Below are 17,900 nucleotides of genomic sequence, written 5' to 3'. Positions count from 1 at the left end.
TTCGTCATACAGCTTTTCGTAACCTTGGCTATCCCAGCTGCGTGTTCATTCTCTAGCTATCATTTGATGCCTTTGCGCTTCTAGGGATTCGTATGAATCTTGCAGAGCGTCGGAAACGACAACCGCGGTTGTGTCCGTCATAAACTCAAGAGCGAGCTGAACTCCCCAAGTTTGAGAAACTGATGTTTAAAATTGCGTCAGCGCATACAGGAATTGCGCCGGCGGACAAGGCGACATTCGAATCCTGTCCTACACGCCCCCCACGATTTAACTAACCCGGTTCCCTTCCTCTCAAGCAAGGCGAACCTCTGCACAGACCCCAGCACTCCCGCCATCCACCCCATTGTTCTCCACGCCAATTTCCTCGTCGAGGAGGACGACGACCGCGCTCCGCAGACGCAGTTCGTGGCCGAGCGGCAGGTGGCGTTTCTCGAGGCGCTGGCGGTTACCGGATCGGTGCACGGGGCGGCGCGGGTTTCGCACCAGACCTGCTACCGCGCGCGGCGTCGTTCCGATTGAGACCCCCGCCTGCGCGGGGGATCGGGATGGGACTGCGGGGGATCGGGGCGCCCGGTGCCGGTGCGCGCGGGGAGGGGCGTGCGGGTGTCTCGTCCGCGCGCTCGCCGCACCCCTCGGCACTGCATCAATTGATAACGCGCACGATCGCCGGAACTGCTAAGTCCCGCGCATCGTCGGCCGTATTTCTGGCTTTCCGGCGACCGAGAGAAGCTTCGGCATTGCTCCCGCCTCGTGCAACGGAGTGCCATCATGTCCGCGTGGCTTATCGTTTTCCTCGCCGTGCTCGGCACGCTCGCGTTCGCCGCGTTGCTGGGCGAATTGCTCGCGCGCCGCATGCGCCGTCGCGGCTGACGGCACGCCGGGGCCTACGCCGCACCGTGGGACGGCTAGGTGTCGTTCCTTCACAGTCGGATCGGTCGCAAGGCCGGGGCGGGGCTTGCTTGCCCCAGGCCCTTGGGATCGTAGCAGCCTGGCCCCGGATCAAGTCCGGGGTGACGCAAGGAGGGGAGGTTTCCGAGTTTCCCGCTGGCGCCGCGCGGCATTCCCGTTTTCGCCTCCACATCCGGACACTGGGCGGAAGAACGGCGGCGCCCCTCTCTCCCGTCGCCCCGGACCTGATCCGGGGCCGGTGCTTACTCTCGGCCAGTACCTGTGAGCGCAGCAATCCGCCCCCGGATCGGGTCCGGACTGACGTGTTGGAGCGGTAATCCTGTCCTACACGCCCACCACTCTATAGATGAACCGGTTCCCTTCCTCACATGCAAGGTGAACCCAATGACCGACATGGCCAATCACCCCATCGTCCTCCACGCCGATCTCTTCGCCGAGGACCCGCGCGCGCCGCAGACGCAATTCGTGCTCGAGCGGCAGATCGCCTTTCTCGAGGCGCTCGCGACCACCGGCTCCGTGCGCGCGGCGGCGCGGCGGGTGAAGGTGTCGCACCAGACCTGCTATCGCGCGCGGCGCAATTCGGCCGCCTTCGGGCGCGCGTGGGATGCGGCGCTGGTGGTCGCGCGTGGCGCGGCCGAGGCGAAGCTGGCGGATTACGCGATGAACGGCGTCGAGGAGGAGGTGTGGTATCACGGCGACCTCGTCGGCCATCGCAAGCGCTTTTCCGACCGGCTGCTGCTCGCCCATCTCGCGCGGCTCGACCGGATGCGCAGCGATATGCGGATCGAGGCGCTGGCGGAGGATTTCGACGGCCTGCTGCGCCGCATGCGCCAGGGGGAGGCGATCGATGTGGAAGTGGAAGGTGTCCCCGCCCCGGATCGTGGTCCGGGGCAGGCGGAGGCGGGGACCTCGGGCTCTTGTGCTTCACGGCCTGAGGCCCCTGCCTTCGCAGGGGATCGGGTAGGGGCGGATCGGGGCGGTGATAATTCTTCGCCTGGACGGTGTAACACCCGGTCCATGTCTGGCGAGCCGGACGCCGCCGCGCAGGCCGATCCGCAGGCCGAACCGCGCTGCGACTGTCCGGGCGCGGTGCACGGCTTCGACCGAGGCGAGCGGCACTGGCGGCGCGGGCCGCAGGGATGGGAGCCGATGCCCAATGTCGACGGATCGGGGCCGTGCTGCGAGCACCCCTCCTGGCCCGAGTGCCGCGCTTGCCCGCATTACCCGGCGGTCTCGCGCCTGCTCGCCATGGAGGAAGAACGGCCCGACGATGCGCCCTCCTACGCCGAGCTGACCGGCGATCCGGCGGAGATCGAGGAATGCCAGATGGCGGCCTTCGAGGCGGAGGACGAGGACTGGTGGCGCTATGGCGAGGACTGGGTGCTGCACACGCGCGATGCGGACGGCATGTGGGTCGCGGAGGAGTGGCATGATGAAATGGACGGTGCGGACCGGCCGGGCGCGCCCTGGCGCGGGCTCGCGGTTCCAAAATCGGGCGAATAGGCGTATCCTGCCGGTCTGCTGAGGCCGCCGCGAACGGCGCTTCGCCCGGTTCGTCGCGGTCCCCGCGGGATGAAGGGACTGCAGGATGAAACGCACAGGCATGCATGGGGCGCGCATGGCGCGGGCTGCGGCGCTGCTGGGCGGCCTCGCCCTGGCCTGCGCATCGCCGGTGGCGGCGCAGGACGACAGCGCGGTGGTCGGCGCCAATCTCTATGGCGAATACGTCGTCGGCAAGGGCGCGGGGGAAGAGGCCAGCGGCGCCATCAACGCGCTGATCGAGCCGGGCGCGGGCCGGATGTGCTACTATCTCGAAGCCTCGGGGCTGGAGGGCATCGACGCCGCGCATATCCACGAGGGCCGCGAGGGCCGGAACGGGCCGGTGGTGGCGACGCTGGAAATGGCGCCGGACGACGAAGTGTGCGTGACGCTGGATCCCGCGCTGCTGCGCAGGATCGCCGCCGATCCGGAGGACTACTACGCCGATATCCACACAAGCGCGCTGCCCGATGGCGCGCTGCGCGGGCAATTGTCGGGGTAGCGCGCGCCACGGGTCAGAAGGGGATCCACGGCGACACCGCGGCGCTTACCGCGAAGTGGGCGAGGATCAGCACGAGCAGGCCCAGTGCCCAGCGCGCGTGGCTCACGAAGGGCAGCGCGAGCAGGGCCAGCGTGCCGAAGGTGTCCGACCAGTCCGCGAGCGTGTACATCCACGCCGGATCGCGCAGCTCGGACTCCACCGAATAGACCGTGCGGCCAAGTTGGGCGATCAGCCCGATGCCGATCACGCCGAACCAGACGAAGCGACGGTGCGCCATGTAATAGGCGTCGAACTCGGGCCAGGCCTCGGGCGCGTCGGGCCACAGCATCGCGCTGATCAGGTAGTACCAGCCGATCAGCGCGAGCAGCGCGAGGACCGAGAGGAAGTTGAGCGGCACGTTGCCGCGCACGTCGTAGAGGAACAGCCAGAAGGTCGACTGGTGGCACAGCACGACGAGCGCGGCGAGCGGGACGAGCCAGCCGATGCGGATCTGCTCGCGGTCGGCTTCTCCGGCCGAGGTGCCACGGCCGTGGCGGATGCGGCTGCGCAGCTTGAAGGCGCGTGCGAAGCCCGCCAGCCCCTCGGCCATCGCCAGGCCGAGCAGCAGCAGGAAGAGCTCGAAGGTGATACTGAACTCGCTCATCCCATGCCCCTCCAGCCCCGCGCGGGTGTCTCCACCGTCAGATGTTGATGATCCCGAACTTGAGCCCCTTGACCGCCGCCGAAGCGCGGTCCGAGACGTCGAGCTTGGTGAAGATGCGCTTGATATGCGTGGCGATCGTCGGCCGCTTGCTGCCGAGGATCATGGCGATCTCCTCATTGCTCTTGCCCTGCGCGATCCAGTGGAGGACCAACACCTCGCGCGGGGCCAGGCGCGGGCGCTCGAGCTCTTCCGCCTCGAGCTGGTCGATCCGCAGATGCGCGGCTTGCGCGATGGCATGGAGGATCGGCACGTCGGCATGGTCCACCCGGTCCTCGTGATCGACCTGGTTGATGCCGAAGGCCGCCAATTGCTGGCGCGGCCCGAAGGTGGGAAAGGCATAGCCGTCGGTCACCCCGTGCTCGCGCGCCTGTTCGATGAAGTAGATCTGCTCGGCGCTCAGCGACTTGTCCGCCGACAGACTGCTCAGGCGGACCGGTCGTCCGGCGCGCGCGACCAGCGCGGGAAAGGGGTCGAGCAGGTTGAGTCCGTCATTGTAGCGTTCGATCCAGGCGTCGGGAAAGCCGAAGCTCACGACATCGGCCTGTCCGGGATGGATGCGCGAGGGCTTGAGGTAGCTCAGCGCATTGAAGCCATGAGTACGATAGAAGGCGCGGGCGATGGTAAAGACCTCATCCTTGGTCATCGCCCCGGCAATCTGCCTGATGGCCCGGCTGTCATCCATGGAATTCGATCCCCATCTGCTTACCTGGACACAACAAACCTCGGTCCGTTCGAATGTCATTCATCTGAACTACGCGCAACATTTCGATGCCCGCAGCGCTGTGGAAAGCACGAATGCCGGTAATCGGGCACCGCATCGCGTCAGTTCCCGTCGCGATTGGACGTGGCGTTTCGTCTAAACAGATGACATCCGACCGGACGACGTTCATCTGCATGACTAGGGCTACCACCCCCGTAATAATACTGATTCGACCTATGGCTGGGGAAAACGGGATCAACCTCGGCCAGAGCACTTGACAGGACATGGGGGTCGCACGGTCATGCACGAATCTACGTTCATCGTTGTCGATAGCGATTACAAAAGCCGCCACGAGCTGACGCTGGCGCTAGGCAAGATGGGCTATGTCATACCGGCGGATACGCTGGAGGAGCTGGGGGGGCGCTGGCCCGAGGAGGCCTGGTTGCTGGTGCATGACGAGGGGCTGCAGCTGTCGCGGACGCAGCGCGACATGCGCGAGGCGAACCGCTTCTACCCGCTGGTCGCTTATTCGAAGCAGGCCGGGATCTCGCACATCATGGACGTGCTGAGCGGCGGCGCTGCCGGCTATCTGGAATGGCCGACGCCGGACGAGCGGCTGCAGCGTACGCTCACCAACATCATGGCGCGCAAGTGGCAGAAATCGACCTCGACGATCGAACAGGCGCGCGCAAAGCAGCGCATCGGCCAGCTTTCCCCGCGCGAGCGCGAAGTGCTGACCGGCGTTTGCGAGGGGTTCTCGAGCAAGGAAGTCGCCCGCACATTGGGGATCAGCCCGCGCACGGTCGAACTGCACCGGGCCAACGTGCTGACCAAGCTGGGCGTGCGCAATGTGGCCGCCGCGGTGCGGCTATCGGTCGAGGCACAGTTCGACACGGACACCACCGAAATCGAGCAGCGCGAATTGGCGTTCTAGGCAGGCGGACCCGTTTTCGGCTGGGGCTGCGGGCCCACTACTGATCGAGAACGGCCAGTTCGACCATGCCGTGGCCGCGGCGAATCAGGCCGATTTCCGACGCGGCGGCGCGGCTCAGGTCGATCGTCCGGCCATGCGCAAAGGGGCCGCGGTCGTTAATGCGCACGGTCACCGTCTTGCCATTGCCTGGATTGGTCACCTCCACCAGAGTGCCGAAGGGCAGTGTGCGGTGCGCGGCGGTCATCGCATGCATATCGAACCGCTCGCCATTGGCGGTGCGCCGACCGTGAAAACGCTTACCGTAATAGGATGCTACGCCGCGTCCGATCGGGGTCGCCACGGGCGGCATCTCTACTGGCGCATCGATCGTGGCGAGGTCGACCACATGGCCTGCGGGTTCGGGCGCGGGCGGCAGGGCTTCGAACCGCGCGAAGCTTGCCTCGAAACTGGTCTGGGGCGGGGACGTGCGCGCTCGGTCTTCTGGCTGAGCCGCGGTGGCGGGCAGTGCCAAGGCCGCGAGCAAGCATAGGCCGCGAAACGCGCTAGTGACCATGAAACGAACCTCCCGTTGGGTTCGGGCGTTTATACCGGAGCCACACAGCGAAGTCCCCAGTTCGGGCGGTGCTTGCCCCATTCCTGCCACAGTTCGTCGCGCTTCGGGAACGAGTTTCGGCCGATGGGCAATATCTGGAGGGTCTTCGACCGAGCCACCGCAAGCTGTAGGTCTGATCGCAAAAAGCAGGGAGCGCGGGCCCACAGCAAATGGGGCCGGCATCGCTGCCGACCCCACTCTCACCGATGCGTGGTCCTGCCCGAAAGCGGGAACTTGGCATCCGATGTTTTCCCTTCGGCTGCGTCCGAAGACGCCGCTTGAAGGTTCTGTCACCGGCGCTCGCACCGGCATCCGGCTCCACCCTCCAGCCTGCCCGGCAAGGTGCGCCTGATCCGAAGACCTTCGCTTCCCTTCCCGACCGACCTTCGACGGGCGGCTCCGCGATCGAACCTTCCTTTGGTGGCCGGAGCCTCGAGCGGCGACATCGTCGATCCGGTCCGAAGACCTTCTCCAAACAATGCCTCCTCGGCATCCGAGCCTGGTTGGCCCGATCCATGAAAGACGTACGCTGTGTTCCGTCATCGACCTGCTTGCTTCCGACCGAAGTCTTCATCAAACAGTTCTCGGGAGACACATGGACAGCATCCTCCATGTCTTTCCGGTCTGGAAGTTCTCCGTGATTTTAGGCCGTTAAGCCATCAATCCGGTGGAAACTCCTCGCCGTTCCGATGAGTTGAAGCTGCTCTGGATCGGGCGATTCGGCAAGCGCGCAAGGCTCGAGTTTTCCACTTTCCTCCGAATCCGTTGTGGAGGGGAGTGGATAACTCAACTGCTCGTCGCAAATTTGAAATAGCTGTCGCGCGAGCAGCGCAATATTGCACTGCACGACGATACCGCAGCGCAACTAACGGTCGCGCTTCGCGAGTAACCGCAGGCGCAGGGCATTGAGCTTGATGAAGCCTTCGGCGTCCTTCTGGTCGTAGGCGCCGGCATCGTCCTCGAAAGTGACATGAGCTTCCGAATAGAGCGAGTTTGCCGACCTGCGGCCCACGACCATCGCGTTGCCCTTGTAGAGCTTGAGCCGGACGGTGCCGCTGACCTTCTCCTGGCTGAGGTCCACCGCCGCCTGCAGCATCTCGCGCTCGGGACTGAACCACAGCCCGTTATACACCAGCTCGGCATAGCGCGGCATCAGCTCGTCCTTGAGGTGCGCCGCGCCGCGATCGAGCGTGATCTGCTCGATCCCGCGATGGGCGCGGGCATAGATCTCGCCGCCGGGGGTCTCGTACATGCCGCGGCTCTTCATGCCGACAAAGCGGTTCTCGACCAGGTCGAGGCGGCCGATGCCGTGCTTGCGACCCAGCTCGTTGAGAGCGGTCAGCAGCGTTGCGGGGCTCATCGCCTCGCCATCCAGCCCAACGCCGTCGCCCTTCTCGAATTCGATGGTGATGTATTCGGGCGTGTCGGGCGCATCCTCGGGATGGTCGGTACGCGAGTAGACATAGTCGGGCGTCTCCTCCCACGGATCCTCAAGTACCTTGCCCTCGGACGAGGTGTGCAGCAGATTCGCATCGGTGGAGAAGGGGCTCTCGCCGCGCTTGTCCTTGGGCACGGCGATCTGGTGCGCCTCGGCCCAGGCGATCAGTGCGGTGCGGCTTGTCAGGTCCCAATCGCGCCACGGGGCGATGACCTTGATATCCGGATCGAGCGCATAGGCCGACAGTTCAAAACGCACCTGGTCGTTGCCCTTGCCGGTCGCGCCGTGCGCGATGGCGTCCGCGCCGGTCTCGTGCGCGATCTCGACGAGGCGCTTGGAGATCAGCGGGCGGGCGATGCTGGTGCCGAGCAGGTAATCGCCCTCGTACCGCGCGTTGGCGCGCATCATCGGGAAGACGAAATCGCGCACGAATTCCTCGCGCAAATCCTCGATGAAGATGTGCTTGTCGGGAATGCCCATCGCCCGCGCCTTTTCGCGCGCGGGTTCGATTTCCTCGCCCTGGCCCAGATCGGCGGTGAAGGTGACCACTTCCAGCCCGCGTTCCACCTCGAGCCACTTGGCGATGACGCTGGTATCGAGACCGCCCGAATAGGCGAGGACGACCTTCTTGATCTCGGGGGCTTTGATCTCTGGCACCGCATTCAACTCCGCTCTGGATTGCCGCGCCCGCTATCAGCCGGACCGCCGGCTCGCAACGGTGATCAGCTTTCCAGCAGCGAAGCCTCGCTAGCCTCGATATAGCCGCGCGTGATTGGTAGCGCGTGGCGGCTGCGAGTGAATTGGATCTGGTAATTGCACATCCCGCCATGCTCGAAAGCCGCGGTCGCGCCGGCGAGGTAGAAGGTCCACATCCGGAAGAAGCGTTCGTCATGCATCGCCACGATTGCCTCGCGATGGGCGAGGCAGTTGGCGTACCATGCCCGCAGCGTCCGCGCATAATGCAGCCGCAGCATCTCGATATCGCTCGCGATCAGGCGGTATTTCTCGCTCGCGGCAAGCGTTTCGCTCAGCGCCGGGATATAGCCGCCGGGGAAGATGTATTTGCGGGTGAAGGCGTCGGTCGTGCCCGGCGTGCCGATCCGCCCGATCGTGTGCAGCAGCATCACCCCGTCGTCCGCCATCAGGTTGGCGCAGCTGCGAAAGAAGGTCTCGAATTGTGGCCGGCCGACATGTTCGAACATGCCGACCGATACGATCCGGTCGTAGCGCGTATCGCGGCCGGGCAGCTCGCGATAATCGACCAGTTCGAAACTGACCTTGTCGGCGACCCCGGCCGCTTCGGCGCGCTCGCGGGCGAGCGCGAGCTGTTCCTCGCTCAACGTGATCCCGTGGACGGTCACGCCTGCGCGGAGCGCGAGGAAGATCGCCATCCCGCCCCAACCGCAGCCGATATCGAGCACGCGCTGGCCCGGCTCGAGTGCCAGCTTGGCGGCGATATGGGCGAGCTTGGCTTCCTGTGCTTCGGCGAGGCTCATGTCGTCGCGCGGCCAGTAGGCGCAGCTATATTGCATATGCTCGGCGTCGAGCATCAAGCGGTAGAAATCATTGCCGATATCGTAGTGATGCGCGACATTGCGCCGCGCCCCGATCGCATTGTTGACCGCCTCGCGCGCGAAGCCGATCCGGTTGCGCAGCCGCCGCAACCTGCTCGGGCCGCCGATCGACCCGCCACGATCCCACGGCGCATTGGCGCGCAGCAGTTCGACCAGCTGCATCACATCGCCGCGCTCGATGCGCAGGCGGCCATCCATGAACGCCTCGGCCGCGCCGAGCCGCGGGTCGAGCAGAATGTCGCGCGGGACCCTGGCGTCGGTCAGCCGGATCGCGATCTCGGGAAAACCGGGGGCCGGCGCGCCGAAAGCTGCCGTATCGCCATCGGCAAAGACGACCTCGATCCGACCGCGCGAGACGATCCGCTCGAGGAACTTTCCGAGGAGGCGTTTCGACATGGGCTCGCGCGTTTACTCCGCCGCCTCCCGCAGAGCCGGATCGAACCGCCATTCCGGCACCTCGCCCAGCTCGCGCAGCCGCGCGCTTTCCTCGTGGATGTACTCGCGGGTCATCGGGATCGCGGCGCGGTCTTTCACATATTGCAGCTGCCAGTTGACCAGCGTGCCGTTGCGGAAGCTCTGTTCGGCGCCGGCGAGGTAGAACAGCCACATGCGGTAGAACTGCTCGTCATACATCGCGGTGATTTCCTCGCGGTGCATGACGGTGCGCTCGTACCATTCCTTGAGCGTCCAGCAGTAATGGAACCGCATCGCCTCGACATCCATCACCTGCCAGCCGAACTTCTCGCTCTGCGTCACCAGCTCGCTCAGCGCGGGGATGTAGCCGCCGGGGAAGATGTATTTGCGCGTCCAGGCGTCGGTGAAGCCGGGCGGGCCGGCGCGGCCGCAGCAATGGCTGATCATCACCCCGTCGGGCTTGAGCAGCCTATGGGCGTGTTCGTAGAATTGCGGATAGTGGATCGTGCCGACATGTTCGAGCAGGCCGACGCTCGAGATGCGGTCGAACTCGCCCTCGACGTCGCGGTAATCCATCAGCGCGAATTTGACCTTGTCCTCGACGCCCGCCGCTTTCGCGCGTTCCTTGCAGAAGGCGATCTGGTCGGGTGCGAGCGCGACGCCGGTCACCTCGCAATCGTACATCTGGTGGAGATAGAGCGCGAAGCCGCCCCAGCCGCAGCCGATATCGAGCACCTGCATCGGCTTGCCGCCATTGTCCTCGGGCCGCTTGAGGCAGAGCTTGGCGGCGAGATGCGCCTTCTTGTCCATCTGCGCCTGTTCGAGCGAGGTCGCCGCCGGGTCGGCCTCGCGGTAATAGGCCATGGTGTATTGCCGGTCCTCGTCGAGGAAGCGCTCGTAGAGCTCGCGGGTCAGATTGTAGGTGTGCTCGGCATTCTTGCGCGCGCTGCCGCGCAGATTGATCCCGTCGAGCTTCGCCACTGCGCGCTGCAGCGCGGTTTGCAGCCGCCCCTTGGGCTTGAGCGCGCCATCGCCCAGCCGCTTGGCGTTCATGGTCACGAACAGCACCATGTCGCGGATATCGTGTGGCTCTTCGACTTCGAGCCAGCCCCACATGAACGCCTCGCCCGCGCCGAGCTGCGGATAGCGCACGATATGATGCGCGGCCTTGCGGTGGGTGAGCCTGATCCGGATGGGACCCGGCCTGCCGCCGACTTCGGGCGGATAGTCTGCACCACCGGGACCGTAGCAATACTCTTTCCCGTCGTGGTTGGTGACGGTCAGTCGGCCATGCTGGATCGCCTTGCTCAGGAACTTGTCGAGCAAATACATGTGTTTCTCCACCCCATAGCCAGTTGCTGACAGACTGCGTGCGCGGCGCTAGCCTGTCAATCGCAGAGTGGAGAGGACGATGGCCGAAGCGAAGACCCAGGTTACCGATGTCGATCCGGCCGAATTCATCGCCGCGGTCGAACCCGAGCGCAAACGCAATGAAGCCGAGGTGCTCGACGCTCTGTTTCGCCGGGTTACGGGCGAGGAGCCGAAGATGTGGGGGCCGAGCATCATCGGCTACGGCAGCTACCGCACCACCTATGCCAGCGGGCGCGAGGTGCATTGGATGCGGACCGGCTTCAGCCCGCGCAAGGCGAAGCACTCGCTCTATCTGATGGGCGGCTATTGCGACGAGGCGACGGGCAAACGCCGCGACGAATTGTTGGCGAAGCTGGGCAAGTACAAGACCGGCAAGAGCTGCCTCTACGTCAACAAGCTGGCCGACGTGGATATTGAGGTTCTCGAAGCGCTGGTGCGTAACGACTGGGAAGGGATGAAGCGGCGCTATCCAGACTAGGTCGAACCCCTGCGAAGGCAGGGGCCTCAGCCCATCAGCGCCGAGCTGACCGCCTGCGTGAGGATTCAGATCCCCGCATACCACTGGTACCCGGCGCGGTCCTCCCAATAGCCGCCCTGGCCTTTGCCGATCTCGTCGAGGGTGGCGACCGCCTCGATCGCGGTGAGGTATTTGGCGTGCTTGTAGCCCAATTGCCGCTCGATCCGCATCCTCAGCGGCGCGCCGTTGCGGATGGGCAGCGGCTCGCCATTGAGGCTGTGCGCGACGATGGTCTGCGGGTGATAGGCATCGATCAGGTCGACGCTCTCGTAATAGTCCTGCCCGTTGAGATTGTCGGCGCAGCGGAAGACGATGAACTTCGCCTCTTCGCGCAGGGCCGCGGCGTCGAGCAGGAGCGAGAGCTGCGGCCCGGTCCATTCGCCGATCGCGCTCCAACCTTCGACGCAATCGTGGCGCGTGACCTGGCTGCGCTGGGGCAGCTTGCGGATATTCTCGAGGCTGAGGCTGAGCGGATTCTCGACCACGCCGCGCACCTCGAGCCGCCAGTTGGCGAAGCCTTCCTCTGCATGGCGCGGGTAGTCGCCGTTCTGCGGGTCGACGGAGCCATTGCCGCGGAAATAGGGCGAGATCGCGCTGCGCGGATATTCGGGGGCGAGCGCCTCCCGATCGGTCAGCAGCCGGTGTGCGCCCTCGTGCCACTTCTCCGCCGCGCCGAGGAGCGACTTGCCCGCGTCGGTTTCGGCGATCCTGTTGCAGCCCGCGACGAAGGCGGCGCCTGCGGCGACGAGGAAATTCCTGCGCTTCATGGTTCGCGCCCACCGGTGATCATGTCGCGAATCTGGCGGATCGGTCCGGCGAGCATCACCAGCACCACATGCACCACGAAGAAGGCCGCAATGGCGAAGGCGAAGATGAAGTGCAGGCTGCGCGCCGATTGCCGCCCGCCCAGCAGTTCGACCAGCCAGCCGAATGTCGGCTCCATGCCCGGGCTGATGGCGATGCCTGTGAAGACCATCATCGGCAGGAACACGCCCAGCACAAGGCCATAGGCGAGCTTTTGCAGGAAATTGTACTTGCCGCCTTCGTGGTCGAAGTCGAGCTTCAGGTGCTGGACGATGTCATGCCGGATCGCGTCTGCCTTCCATTCCTTGCGGCTGGTGGCGATGTCGCGTTTGAAGTGGCGGTTGGCGAGCATGACGATCCACATGAACAGCAGGCCCAGTGCGAAAGGCCAGGCCATGAGGATATGCCAGTCGCGCGCCACGGCGAGGCTGTAATAGCCGGGGATCGTCATCCAGTCGGGAAAGCGCGGCACGGTGAGCCAGGCCTGTTCGGCGGCAAAGCCCCAATCGCCCCAATAGAGCCGGCGATGCGCGTTGGAGATCGTCAGCCCGGACATGAACAGCACCACCACACAGACGAGGTTGAGCCAGTGCCACAGCCGCGTGCTGAGCGCGTGGCGCGTCATGCCCCGGCTCGCTCGCGCGCGAGATAGATCACGTCGCGCGGCTGGGAGAGGAGGTGCTGGCCGCTGTCGACATAAAGCGTCTGCCCGCTGGCGAGACGGCCCTGCGCGAGGAAGAGCGCTGCATCGGCGACCTCCTCGGGGCCGGTCTTGCGGCCGAGCAGGTTCATGCGATGCGAGACCTCGGTTTCCCCTTCGGTCTGGTCGTGGCTGGCGAGGATGGCGCCGGGTGCGAGCGCATAGACCCGGTCTTCTGGGCGGGCCGCGCCCATCGCCAGCATCGGCACGGTCGCTGCCAGAGCGTGCTTGCTCATCGTGTAGCTGAAGAAGTCCGGGTTGGGGTTCGCAAGCTTCTGGTCGGTGAAGTGGATCACGCGCCGTCCGCCGCTCGCCTTCGCATGGGCGAGATAGGCCTGGGCCATGCGGGCGGGGCTTCGCGCGTTGATCTGCATGGTCCGGGCATTCGTCGGCGGGTCGAGTGCGGTTACAGCGTCATTGTCGAAGACCGCCGCGCAGTTGATGAGGGCTCGCCAGTCCGCCAGCCGCTCGGCCAGCGCCTCGACCATCGCGACTGCCGCATCGCCATCTTCGAGATCGCACTGCACTGCCTCCGCCGAGGGAAGCTGCTCAGCCAGTGCTTCGGCCTCACCGCGCGAGGAGCCGTAATGGACGACCACATGCCATCCTGCCTCGCCGAAAGCACGGGCGACCGCCGCGCCGATACGCTTTGCGCCTCCCGTTACGAGCACCGCTGGCTTGCTGTCGGTCATTGGCCGCGAACATAGCGCCATGACGCGCAAAGGGAAGGCGCGCCGCCACCCGAGGGGAAGGTGACGGCGCGCTGCATTTGCAACCCGAGGGTTGCTTCAAAGCGTTAGCGGCACTTCAGGCTACCGCGATCGATCTCGCGGCCGACCAGCGCGCCCACCGCGCCGCCGAGAATCGCACCCAGCGTGCGATCGCCGCGCCCGGCGATCTCGTGACCGGCCAGCGCGCCGACGCCTGCGCCGATTACCAGCCCGGTCGTGCCATTGTCGCGGCGGCAGTAATAGCGCCCGTCACGCCCGCGCCACATGCGGTCGCGGCGGCTGATCCGGCGCGGCTCGTAGTAGCGACCGTGACGGTCGTAGACCCGGTCGTGATCGCGGCCGCGATGCCAGCGGCGATCATCGTCGTCGTAGTCGTCATCATCGTCATAGGACGCGGTCATGTCGGCGATGGCGTAGGAATGGGCGGCCGGAGCGGGGAGTTCGACAGCCGCGGCGGGTGTGGCCAGCGCGGCCAGCGAACCTGCAGCGATACCAAGTGCGATCTTCTTCATCGATACGTTCCTCATTTCGAACTTTGTGTTTCGATGACTCGCAAAATCGTGAGAGGCTCCACAACCTCGGATGAACGGCGCGTTGTGCGGCGAAAAACGCGGTGAACCGAACCGCTCCGAGCGACGAATCGCTACTTCCCGAGCTTCCCGCGGATGCGCGTTCGCCATTCCGCGCTCAGCCTTTCGAGTCCGGCGATGTCTTCCAGCTCTTCACGCGTCGCTTTGTGCGCGGGATCGTAGAGCTTGGCGAACAGCCGGGAGACGGTCCACCCGTCTTGCCCCACCTCGATCCGCTCGAGCGGATCGCCCGCCTGCGCTTCGCCTTCTTCGACGACGCGATAGTACCAGCCGCAGACATGCTGCTTCACGATCCGCGCAACCATGCCCTTGCGGCCGAAACGGTGCTCGATCTTCCAGCAGGGCTGGCGCGGCTGGCTGACTTCGAGCAGCGCGCCGCCCAGGCGAAAGCGATCGCCGATGCGCACCTGTTCTTCGGTCAGGCCGGAGGCCATCAGGTTCTCGCCGAATGCCGCGGGGCCCGAGAGCAGCGGATGGCCACCGAGCCATTCGCCCCAGCCCGCATAGTGATCGTGCGGGTAGTGATGGACCGCCATGTCGACGCCGCCGTGGTTCTTGGTATCGGCGACCATGTCGCCTTCCAGGCCGAAGCTGCGGATCATGACCTTCCCCTCGACCGGCCGCTTGTCGATGGCGCTCAATTCCGCGCCGTTGAACGGTTTGGGCAGGCCGACACACAGGGTCTCGACACGCACGTTCATTGCGCAGACCCCGATCCTACGGATTGGGAGACATGGACCGCATGGACCACCGTCCAGGCGGGAAAAACGCCGGTCGGCGCGAAGCGGCGGATTCCTGCGGGTTCGAGGTGATGGGTGCGGGCCATGCGAGCCTTTCAGCACATCGCCCTGGTGTAGGAAAGGGGGCGGGGCTTCCGGGCCTCAGCAGGGACGGCGAATCGTGAGCGCCAGCCAGTCGCGCTGCGTTCCGTCCGCTGCCTCTCCCGCGTAGATCTGCCTTTCCTCGATTGCGAAACCGGCGGCGCGATAGGCGTCCTGCAACCACTCGTCGCTCGGGAAATTATGCAACCGGCCGAGCAGGTCGCGCCCCTCGCCATCGCCGAGCTTGAAATTGGCAAAGTGCCAGCCTCCCGGCCGCAGCGCGCGAAGAATGGCGGTCAAGACGCCGGGCATGTCGGCACGCGGCAGGTGCAGCAGGCTGGCATGGGCCCAGACGGCATCGTAGGCCTCGATCGCATCGAGCTCGCCGAACAGCATGAGCCGAGCGCCGACCTCGAAGCGTTCGTTCGCCTTGCGCACCATCGCCGGTGTGCCGTCGGTCGCATCGCCATCGAAGCCCCGTTCGAGGATACGCGCCGCATCGCGCCCGCCGCCGCAGCCGAGTTCCAGCACGCGCGCCCCTGGTTCGAGCCGGTCGAGGAAGGGATCGAGGTGGCGGCTCGGCGCTTGCCCAAAGCTCAGCGTGTAACGCGGCGCGTTCGCCTCGTAGAATGCGATCGTGGCCGGATCGGTACTCATTCGTCTGCGGCTTGCCAGCGCGCTTCGGCGGGCCGATAGCGCGGCATCCGCTCGCGCCACGTCTCGCCGCGGGCATAGCGGAACACCAGGATGATCAGCACCATGGTGACCGGGAAATCCGCGAAAGTGGAATAGAACAGCCAGGTGTCGGTCGAAGTCCATAGCGCGACGACCAGGTTCGCCAGCGCCATGACCGCGCCAAGAACGCCCATGCCTAGGCCGAGGCGGACCGGGTCGATATCGGTGTAAGGCAGGTAGCGCATCAGCCGTTTGGAAAGGCGTTTGCCGCCCATTGCGCCATCGGCGAAGAACAGCGCGGCGCTGACCAGCCCGATCGCGGTGGTGCGGTACTTCACCGCCTCGTCGCTCTGGAACGCCAGCGCGAATCCCGCAGACAGCAGCAACAGCGCGATCCCGAACAGTGCAAGACCGCCCAGCAGGTCGATCTTCGTGAGGCGTTGGGCGACCAGCAACGCCAGACCCACGCCCGCGCCGACCAGCGCGGCGGTGGTAAGGTCGGTCAGTTTCGCTACCATGAAAAAAAGCAGGCCGAGCGCGATATCGACCCCGATCGGGATCCGGTTGCGCTTCCAGACGCCGGAATCGTAATCGCCGCTCTTGCCGGTAGCGCTCATCATCTTGCGCGCGCTTTCGGGCATTGCGATGGTGCGGCCGGGATGGCTTTCATGGACCAGTTCGCCATCGACCCGCGCGGCGATGGCGATGGTAATCCAGTTGATATACCCGGCCTCGACGCTCAGCCGGCGTCCGTCGGGCAGGGTGGTTTCGAGACGATGATTGCGCGCGCCCTCTTCGCCGACGGCGGGCGTGAAATCGCCGGCGACCACTTTCCCGTCGACGCTGAGCGTGCTTTCGTTTCCGGCGAGCCCGCTACGGATCAGCACCTCGCAGGCATGCGGGCCCAGCGTGAACGGGCGTCGGTACGGGTATGCCCACTTTCCGACGCGCGCCGCCGCTTCGGTCATACGGTGGTCGCGGCCTCGGCGGCTTCCGCCGCTTCGCGATCCCGCTGCGCGCGGCTCTTCTTTTCGGCGGCAGTCTTGAGCTGGCCGCAGGCGGCATCGATATCGCGGCCGCGCGGGGTGCGCACGGGTGCGCTGATGCCGTGTTCGAAGACGATTTCCGAAAAGCGCTTGACCCGCTCGGGCGTCGAGCATTCGTAGGGCGCGCCCGGCCAGGGATTGAAGGGGATGAGGTTAACCTTGGCGGGCAGCTTGTACTTCTTGAGCAACCGGACGAGTTCATGCGCATGCTCGTCGGTATCGTTCTTGTCCTTGAGCATCACATATTCGAACGTGATCCGCCGGGCGTTGCTGGCGCCGGGATAGGCGGCGCAGGCCTCGAGCAGTTCCTCGATGCCGTACTTCTTGTTCAGCGGGACGATCTCGTCACGGATTTCCTTGGTTACGGCGTGGAGCGAAACCGCCAGGTTCACGCCGATTTCCTCGCCGCAGCGTTCCATCGCCGGGACGACGCCGCTTGTCGACAGCGTGATCCGACGCTTCGACAGGGCGAGACCGTCGCCGTCCATCACCAGCTTGAGCGCGCCCTTGACGTTGTCGAAATTGTAGAGCGGTTCGCCCATACCCATCATGACGATATTGGTGAGCAGGCGACCGTCGGACGTGTAACGCCCGCTGTCCTCTTCCGTATCGAGGCCCGCCATCGAGCCCTTGGGCCATTCGCCCAGCGCATCGCGCGCGAGCATGACCTGGCCGACGATTTCGCCCGGAGTGAGGTTACGCACAAGCCGCATGGTGCCGGTGTGGCAGAAGCGGCAATTGAGCGTGCAGCCGACCTGGCTCGACACGCAGAGCGTGCCGCGATCGGCATCGGGGATGAAGACCATCTCGAATTCGTGGCCGTCGGAGGTCTTGAGCAGCCACTTTCGCGTGCCGTCGGTCGAATGCTGGGCTTCGACCACGTCGGGGCGGCCGATGAAGAACCGTTCGGCCAGCCACGGACGCATGGTCTTGGCGATATCGGTCATCGCCGCGAAATCGGTGACGCCGCGATGATAGAGCCAGTGGAACACCTGCTTGGCGCGCAGCTTGGCCTGCTTCGCGTCGAGACCCGCCTCGGCCAACAGTTCGCGAATACGCTCCTTGGGCAGACCGATCAGGTCCACGCGGCCATCTTCGCGCGGCGTGATGTCACGCGCGACGGGTACCGGGTCCACCTGCCCGGGGATGCTCATGAGTGTCGTATCGGCCATGGGAGCGGCGCATATAGGGCTTAATGCGGCGAAAGCAAAGCATGTGCGCGGGACCGCGCGCAACTCGGCATGCGCACTCGCGTTCCCACCATTCGTCGCAAATCGCCGGCGCCATGTTCGCCATTTCGCAGATGCACAATCCGGCGATGGATATGCACGGCCGAACGC

Annotated in this window: 21 protein-coding genes; 6 read left to right on the top strand and 15 right to left on the bottom strand. The window is 65.4% G+C overall.

The features are described from left to right. The first annotated feature begins 192 nt into the window (after positions 1-192). From ACQY4G_RS14725 to ACQY4G_RS14715, 3 genes are all read left to right on the top strand, one after another. Complete coding sequence (locus ACQY4G_RS14725) at positions 193-519, top strand: hypothetical protein (protein WP_421991985.1); 327 nt, start codon at positions 193-195, stop codon at positions 517-519. Positions 520-1,293: 774 nt separating this feature from the next. Next, positions 1,294-2,412, top strand: coding sequence for a hypothetical protein (locus tag ACQY4G_RS14720; protein WP_421991983.1), 1,119 nt, complete (start codon positions 1,294-1,296; stop codon positions 2,410-2,412). An 85-nt stretch (positions 2,413-2,497) separates the two neighbouring features. Next, the gene (locus ACQY4G_RS14715; protein ID WP_421991981.1) at positions 2,498-2,950 is read left to right on the top strand and encodes a CHRD domain-containing protein; all 453 of its coding nucleotides are present in this window, start codon (positions 2,498-2,500) and stop codon (positions 2,948-2,950) included. A 13-nt stretch (positions 2,951-2,963) separates the two neighbouring features. On the opposite strand, the gene ACQY4G_RS14710 is transcribed toward ACQY4G_RS14715, so the two are convergent. Next, entirely contained in the window at positions 2,964-3,593 is a 630-nt protein-coding gene (locus ACQY4G_RS14710) for a hypothetical protein (protein WP_421991979.1), read from the bottom strand. Positions 3,594-3,630: 37 nt separating this feature from the next. After that, positions 3,631-4,335, bottom strand: a complete 705-nt coding sequence (locus ACQY4G_RS14705) for a LuxR family transcriptional regulator (protein WP_421991977.1) — start codon at positions 4,333-4,335, stop codon at positions 3,631-3,633. Between ACQY4G_RS14705 and ACQY4G_RS14700 the strand changes: the two genes are divergently transcribed. After that, positions 4,334-4,513 carry a hypothetical protein gene (locus ACQY4G_RS14700; RefSeq protein WP_421991975.1) on the top strand — a complete coding sequence of 60 codons (180 nt, stop codon included), beginning with the start codon at positions 4,334-4,336 and terminating at the stop codon, positions 4,511-4,513. The two genes, ACQY4G_RS14705 and ACQY4G_RS14700, sit on opposite strands and share 2 nt — an antisense overlap. A 141-nt stretch (positions 4,514-4,654) precedes the next feature. Next, positions 4,655-5,287 (top strand): response regulator transcription factor, encoded by a 633-nt coding sequence (locus ACQY4G_RS14695; RefSeq protein WP_421991973.1) that lies wholly within the window; start codon positions 4,655-4,657, stop codon positions 5,285-5,287. A 37-nt stretch (positions 5,288-5,324) separates the two neighbouring features. Here the strand turns inward: ACQY4G_RS14695 and ACQY4G_RS14690 are convergent, their stop codons facing one another. The 4 genes from ACQY4G_RS14690 to ACQY4G_RS14675 form a co-directional block, all read right to left on the bottom strand. After that, the gene (locus ACQY4G_RS14690) at positions 5,325-5,798 is read right to left on the bottom strand and encodes a septal ring lytic transglycosylase RlpA family protein (RefSeq protein WP_421991971.1); all 474 of its coding nucleotides are present in this window, start codon (positions 5,796-5,798) and stop codon (positions 5,325-5,327) included. A gap of 946 nt (positions 5,799-6,744) precedes the next feature. Then, entirely contained in the window at positions 6,745-7,974 is a 1,230-nt protein-coding gene (locus tag ACQY4G_RS14685; protein WP_421991969.1) for an argininosuccinate synthase, read from the bottom strand. A gap of 65 nt (positions 7,975-8,039) precedes the next feature. Continuing rightward, positions 8,040-9,287, bottom strand: coding sequence for a class I SAM-dependent methyltransferase (locus ACQY4G_RS14680; RefSeq protein ID WP_421991967.1), 1,248 nt, complete (start codon positions 9,285-9,287; stop codon positions 8,040-8,042). 12 nt (positions 9,288-9,299) lie between these two features. Next, complete coding sequence (locus ACQY4G_RS14675) at positions 9,300-10,637, bottom strand: class I SAM-dependent methyltransferase (protein WP_421991965.1); 1,338 nt, start codon at positions 10,635-10,637, stop codon at positions 9,300-9,302. 79 nt (positions 10,638-10,716) lie between these two features. Between ACQY4G_RS14675 and ACQY4G_RS14670 the strand changes: the two genes are divergently transcribed. After that, complete coding sequence (locus tag ACQY4G_RS14670; RefSeq protein WP_421991963.1) at positions 10,717-11,154, top strand: DUF1801 domain-containing protein; 438 nt, start codon at positions 10,717-10,719, stop codon at positions 11,152-11,154. Between the two features lie 65 nt (positions 11,155-11,219). Here the strand turns inward: ACQY4G_RS14670 and ACQY4G_RS14665 are convergent, their stop codons facing one another. The 9 genes from ACQY4G_RS14665 to rlmN all read right to left on the bottom strand — a co-directional run bounded on the left by ACQY4G_RS14665 (position 11,220) and on the right by rlmN (position 17,732). After that, entirely contained in the window at positions 11,220-11,960 is a 741-nt protein-coding gene (locus ACQY4G_RS14665) for a molybdopterin-dependent oxidoreductase (RefSeq protein ID WP_421991961.1), read from the bottom strand. Continuing rightward, positions 11,957-12,622 carry a cytochrome b/b6 domain-containing protein gene (locus ACQY4G_RS14660; RefSeq protein WP_421991959.1) on the bottom strand — a complete coding sequence of 222 codons (666 nt, stop codon included), beginning with the start codon at positions 12,620-12,622 and terminating at the stop codon, positions 11,957-11,959. The genes ACQY4G_RS14665 and ACQY4G_RS14660 overlap by 4 nt, the downstream gene beginning before the upstream one ends. Continuing rightward, positions 12,619-13,389 (bottom strand): SDR family oxidoreductase, encoded by a 771-nt coding sequence (locus tag ACQY4G_RS14655; protein ID WP_421991957.1) that lies wholly within the window; start codon positions 13,387-13,389, stop codon positions 12,619-12,621. The genes ACQY4G_RS14660 and ACQY4G_RS14655 overlap by 4 nt, the downstream gene beginning before the upstream one ends. A gap of 104 nt (positions 13,390-13,493) precedes the next feature. After that, positions 13,494-13,940, bottom strand: coding sequence for a glycine zipper 2TM domain-containing protein (locus ACQY4G_RS14650; RefSeq protein ID WP_421991955.1), 447 nt, complete (start codon positions 13,938-13,940; stop codon positions 13,494-13,496). A gap of 131 nt (positions 13,941-14,071) precedes the next feature. Next, complete coding sequence (locus tag ACQY4G_RS14645; protein ID WP_421991953.1) at positions 14,072-14,719, bottom strand: MOSC domain-containing protein; 648 nt, start codon at positions 14,717-14,719, stop codon at positions 14,072-14,074. Beyond that, positions 14,716-14,844: a hypothetical protein gene (locus ACQY4G_RS14640; RefSeq protein ID WP_421991951.1), complete on the bottom strand. Its 129-nt coding sequence runs from the start codon at positions 14,842-14,844 to the stop codon at positions 14,716-14,718. The genes ACQY4G_RS14645 and ACQY4G_RS14640 overlap by 4 nt, the downstream gene beginning before the upstream one ends. Positions 14,845-14,899: 55 nt before the next feature. After that, positions 14,900-15,496 (bottom strand): class I SAM-dependent DNA methyltransferase, encoded by a 597-nt coding sequence (locus tag ACQY4G_RS14635; RefSeq protein WP_421991949.1) that lies wholly within the window; start codon positions 15,494-15,496, stop codon positions 14,900-14,902. Further along, complete coding sequence (locus ACQY4G_RS14630) at positions 15,493-16,482, bottom strand: septation protein IspZ (RefSeq protein WP_421991947.1); 990 nt, start codon at positions 16,480-16,482, stop codon at positions 15,493-15,495. The genes ACQY4G_RS14635 and ACQY4G_RS14630 overlap by 4 nt, the downstream gene beginning before the upstream one ends. Then, positions 16,479-17,732, bottom strand: coding sequence for a 23S rRNA (adenine(2503)-C(2))-methyltransferase RlmN (gene rlmN, locus ACQY4G_RS14625; RefSeq protein WP_421991945.1), 1,254 nt, complete (start codon positions 17,730-17,732; stop codon positions 16,479-16,481). The genes ACQY4G_RS14630 and rlmN overlap by 4 nt, the downstream gene beginning before the upstream one ends. Positions 17,733-17,900 lie beyond the last annotated feature (168 nt).

Source organism: Qipengyuania sp. (genome assembly GCF_965277845.1).
Lineage (GTDB): Bacteria > Pseudomonadota > Alphaproteobacteria > Sphingomonadales > Sphingomonadaceae > Qipengyuania.
Note: the sequence above shows the minus strand (reverse complement) of the source record. Positions and strands in the feature narration are given on the sequence as shown.

Coding starts and splice junctions, on each gene's coding strand:
- ACQY4G_RS14630 (WP_421991947.1), bottom strand. CDS start 16,482: ATGACCGAAGCGGCGGCGCGCGTCGGAAAGTGGGCATACCCGTACCGA.
- ACQY4G_RS14720 (WP_421991983.1), top strand. CDS start 1,294: ATGACCGACATGGCCAATCACCCCATCGTCCTCCACGCCGATCTCTTC.
- ACQY4G_RS14675 (WP_421991965.1), bottom strand. CDS start 10,637: ATGTATTTGCTCGACAAGTTCCTGAGCAAGGCGATCCAGCATGGCCGA.
- ACQY4G_RS14700 (WP_421991975.1), top strand. CDS start 4,334: ATGGAATTCGATCCCCATCTGCTTACCTGGACACAACAAACCTCGGTC.
- rlmN (WP_421991945.1), bottom strand. CDS start 17,732: ATGGCCGATACGACACTCATGAGCATCCCCGGGCAGGTGGACCCGGTA.
- ACQY4G_RS14635 (WP_421991949.1), bottom strand. CDS start 15,496: ATGAGTACCGATCCGGCCACGATCGCATTCTACGAGGCGAACGCGCCG.
- ACQY4G_RS14665 (WP_421991961.1), bottom strand. CDS start 11,960: ATGAAGCGCAGGAATTTCCTCGTCGCCGCAGGCGCCGCCTTCGTCGCG.
- ACQY4G_RS14650 (WP_421991955.1), bottom strand. CDS start 13,940: ATGAAGAAGATCGCACTTGGTATCGCTGCAGGTTCGCTGGCCGCGCTG.
- ACQY4G_RS14705 (WP_421991977.1), bottom strand. CDS start 4,335: ATGGATGACAGCCGGGCCATCAGGCAGATTGCCGGGGCGATGACCAAG.
- ACQY4G_RS14645 (WP_421991953.1), bottom strand. CDS start 14,719: ATGAACGTGCGTGTCGAGACCCTGTGTGTCGGCCTGCCCAAACCGTTC.
- ACQY4G_RS14670 (WP_421991963.1), top strand. CDS start 10,717: ATGGCCGAAGCGAAGACCCAGGTTACCGATGTCGATCCGGCCGAATTC.
- ACQY4G_RS14660 (WP_421991959.1), bottom strand. CDS start 12,622: ATGACGCGCCACGCGCTCAGCACGCGGCTGTGGCACTGGCTCAACCTC.
- ACQY4G_RS14715 (WP_421991981.1), top strand. CDS start 2,498: ATGAAACGCACAGGCATGCATGGGGCGCGCATGGCGCGGGCTGCGGCG.
- ACQY4G_RS14655 (WP_421991957.1), bottom strand. CDS start 13,389: ATGACCGACAGCAAGCCAGCGGTGCTCGTAACGGGAGGCGCAAAGCGT.
- ACQY4G_RS14710 (WP_421991979.1), bottom strand. CDS start 3,593: ATGAGCGAGTTCAGTATCACCTTCGAGCTCTTCCTGCTGCTGCTCGGC.
- ACQY4G_RS14695 (WP_421991973.1), top strand. CDS start 4,655: ATGCACGAATCTACGTTCATCGTTGTCGATAGCGATTACAAAAGCCGC.
- ACQY4G_RS14680 (WP_421991967.1), bottom strand. CDS start 9,287: ATGTCGAAACGCCTCCTCGGAAAGTTCCTCGAGCGGATCGTCTCGCGC.
- ACQY4G_RS14640 (WP_421991951.1), bottom strand. CDS start 14,844: ATGGCCCGCACCCATCACCTCGAACCCGCAGGAATCCGCCGCTTCGCG.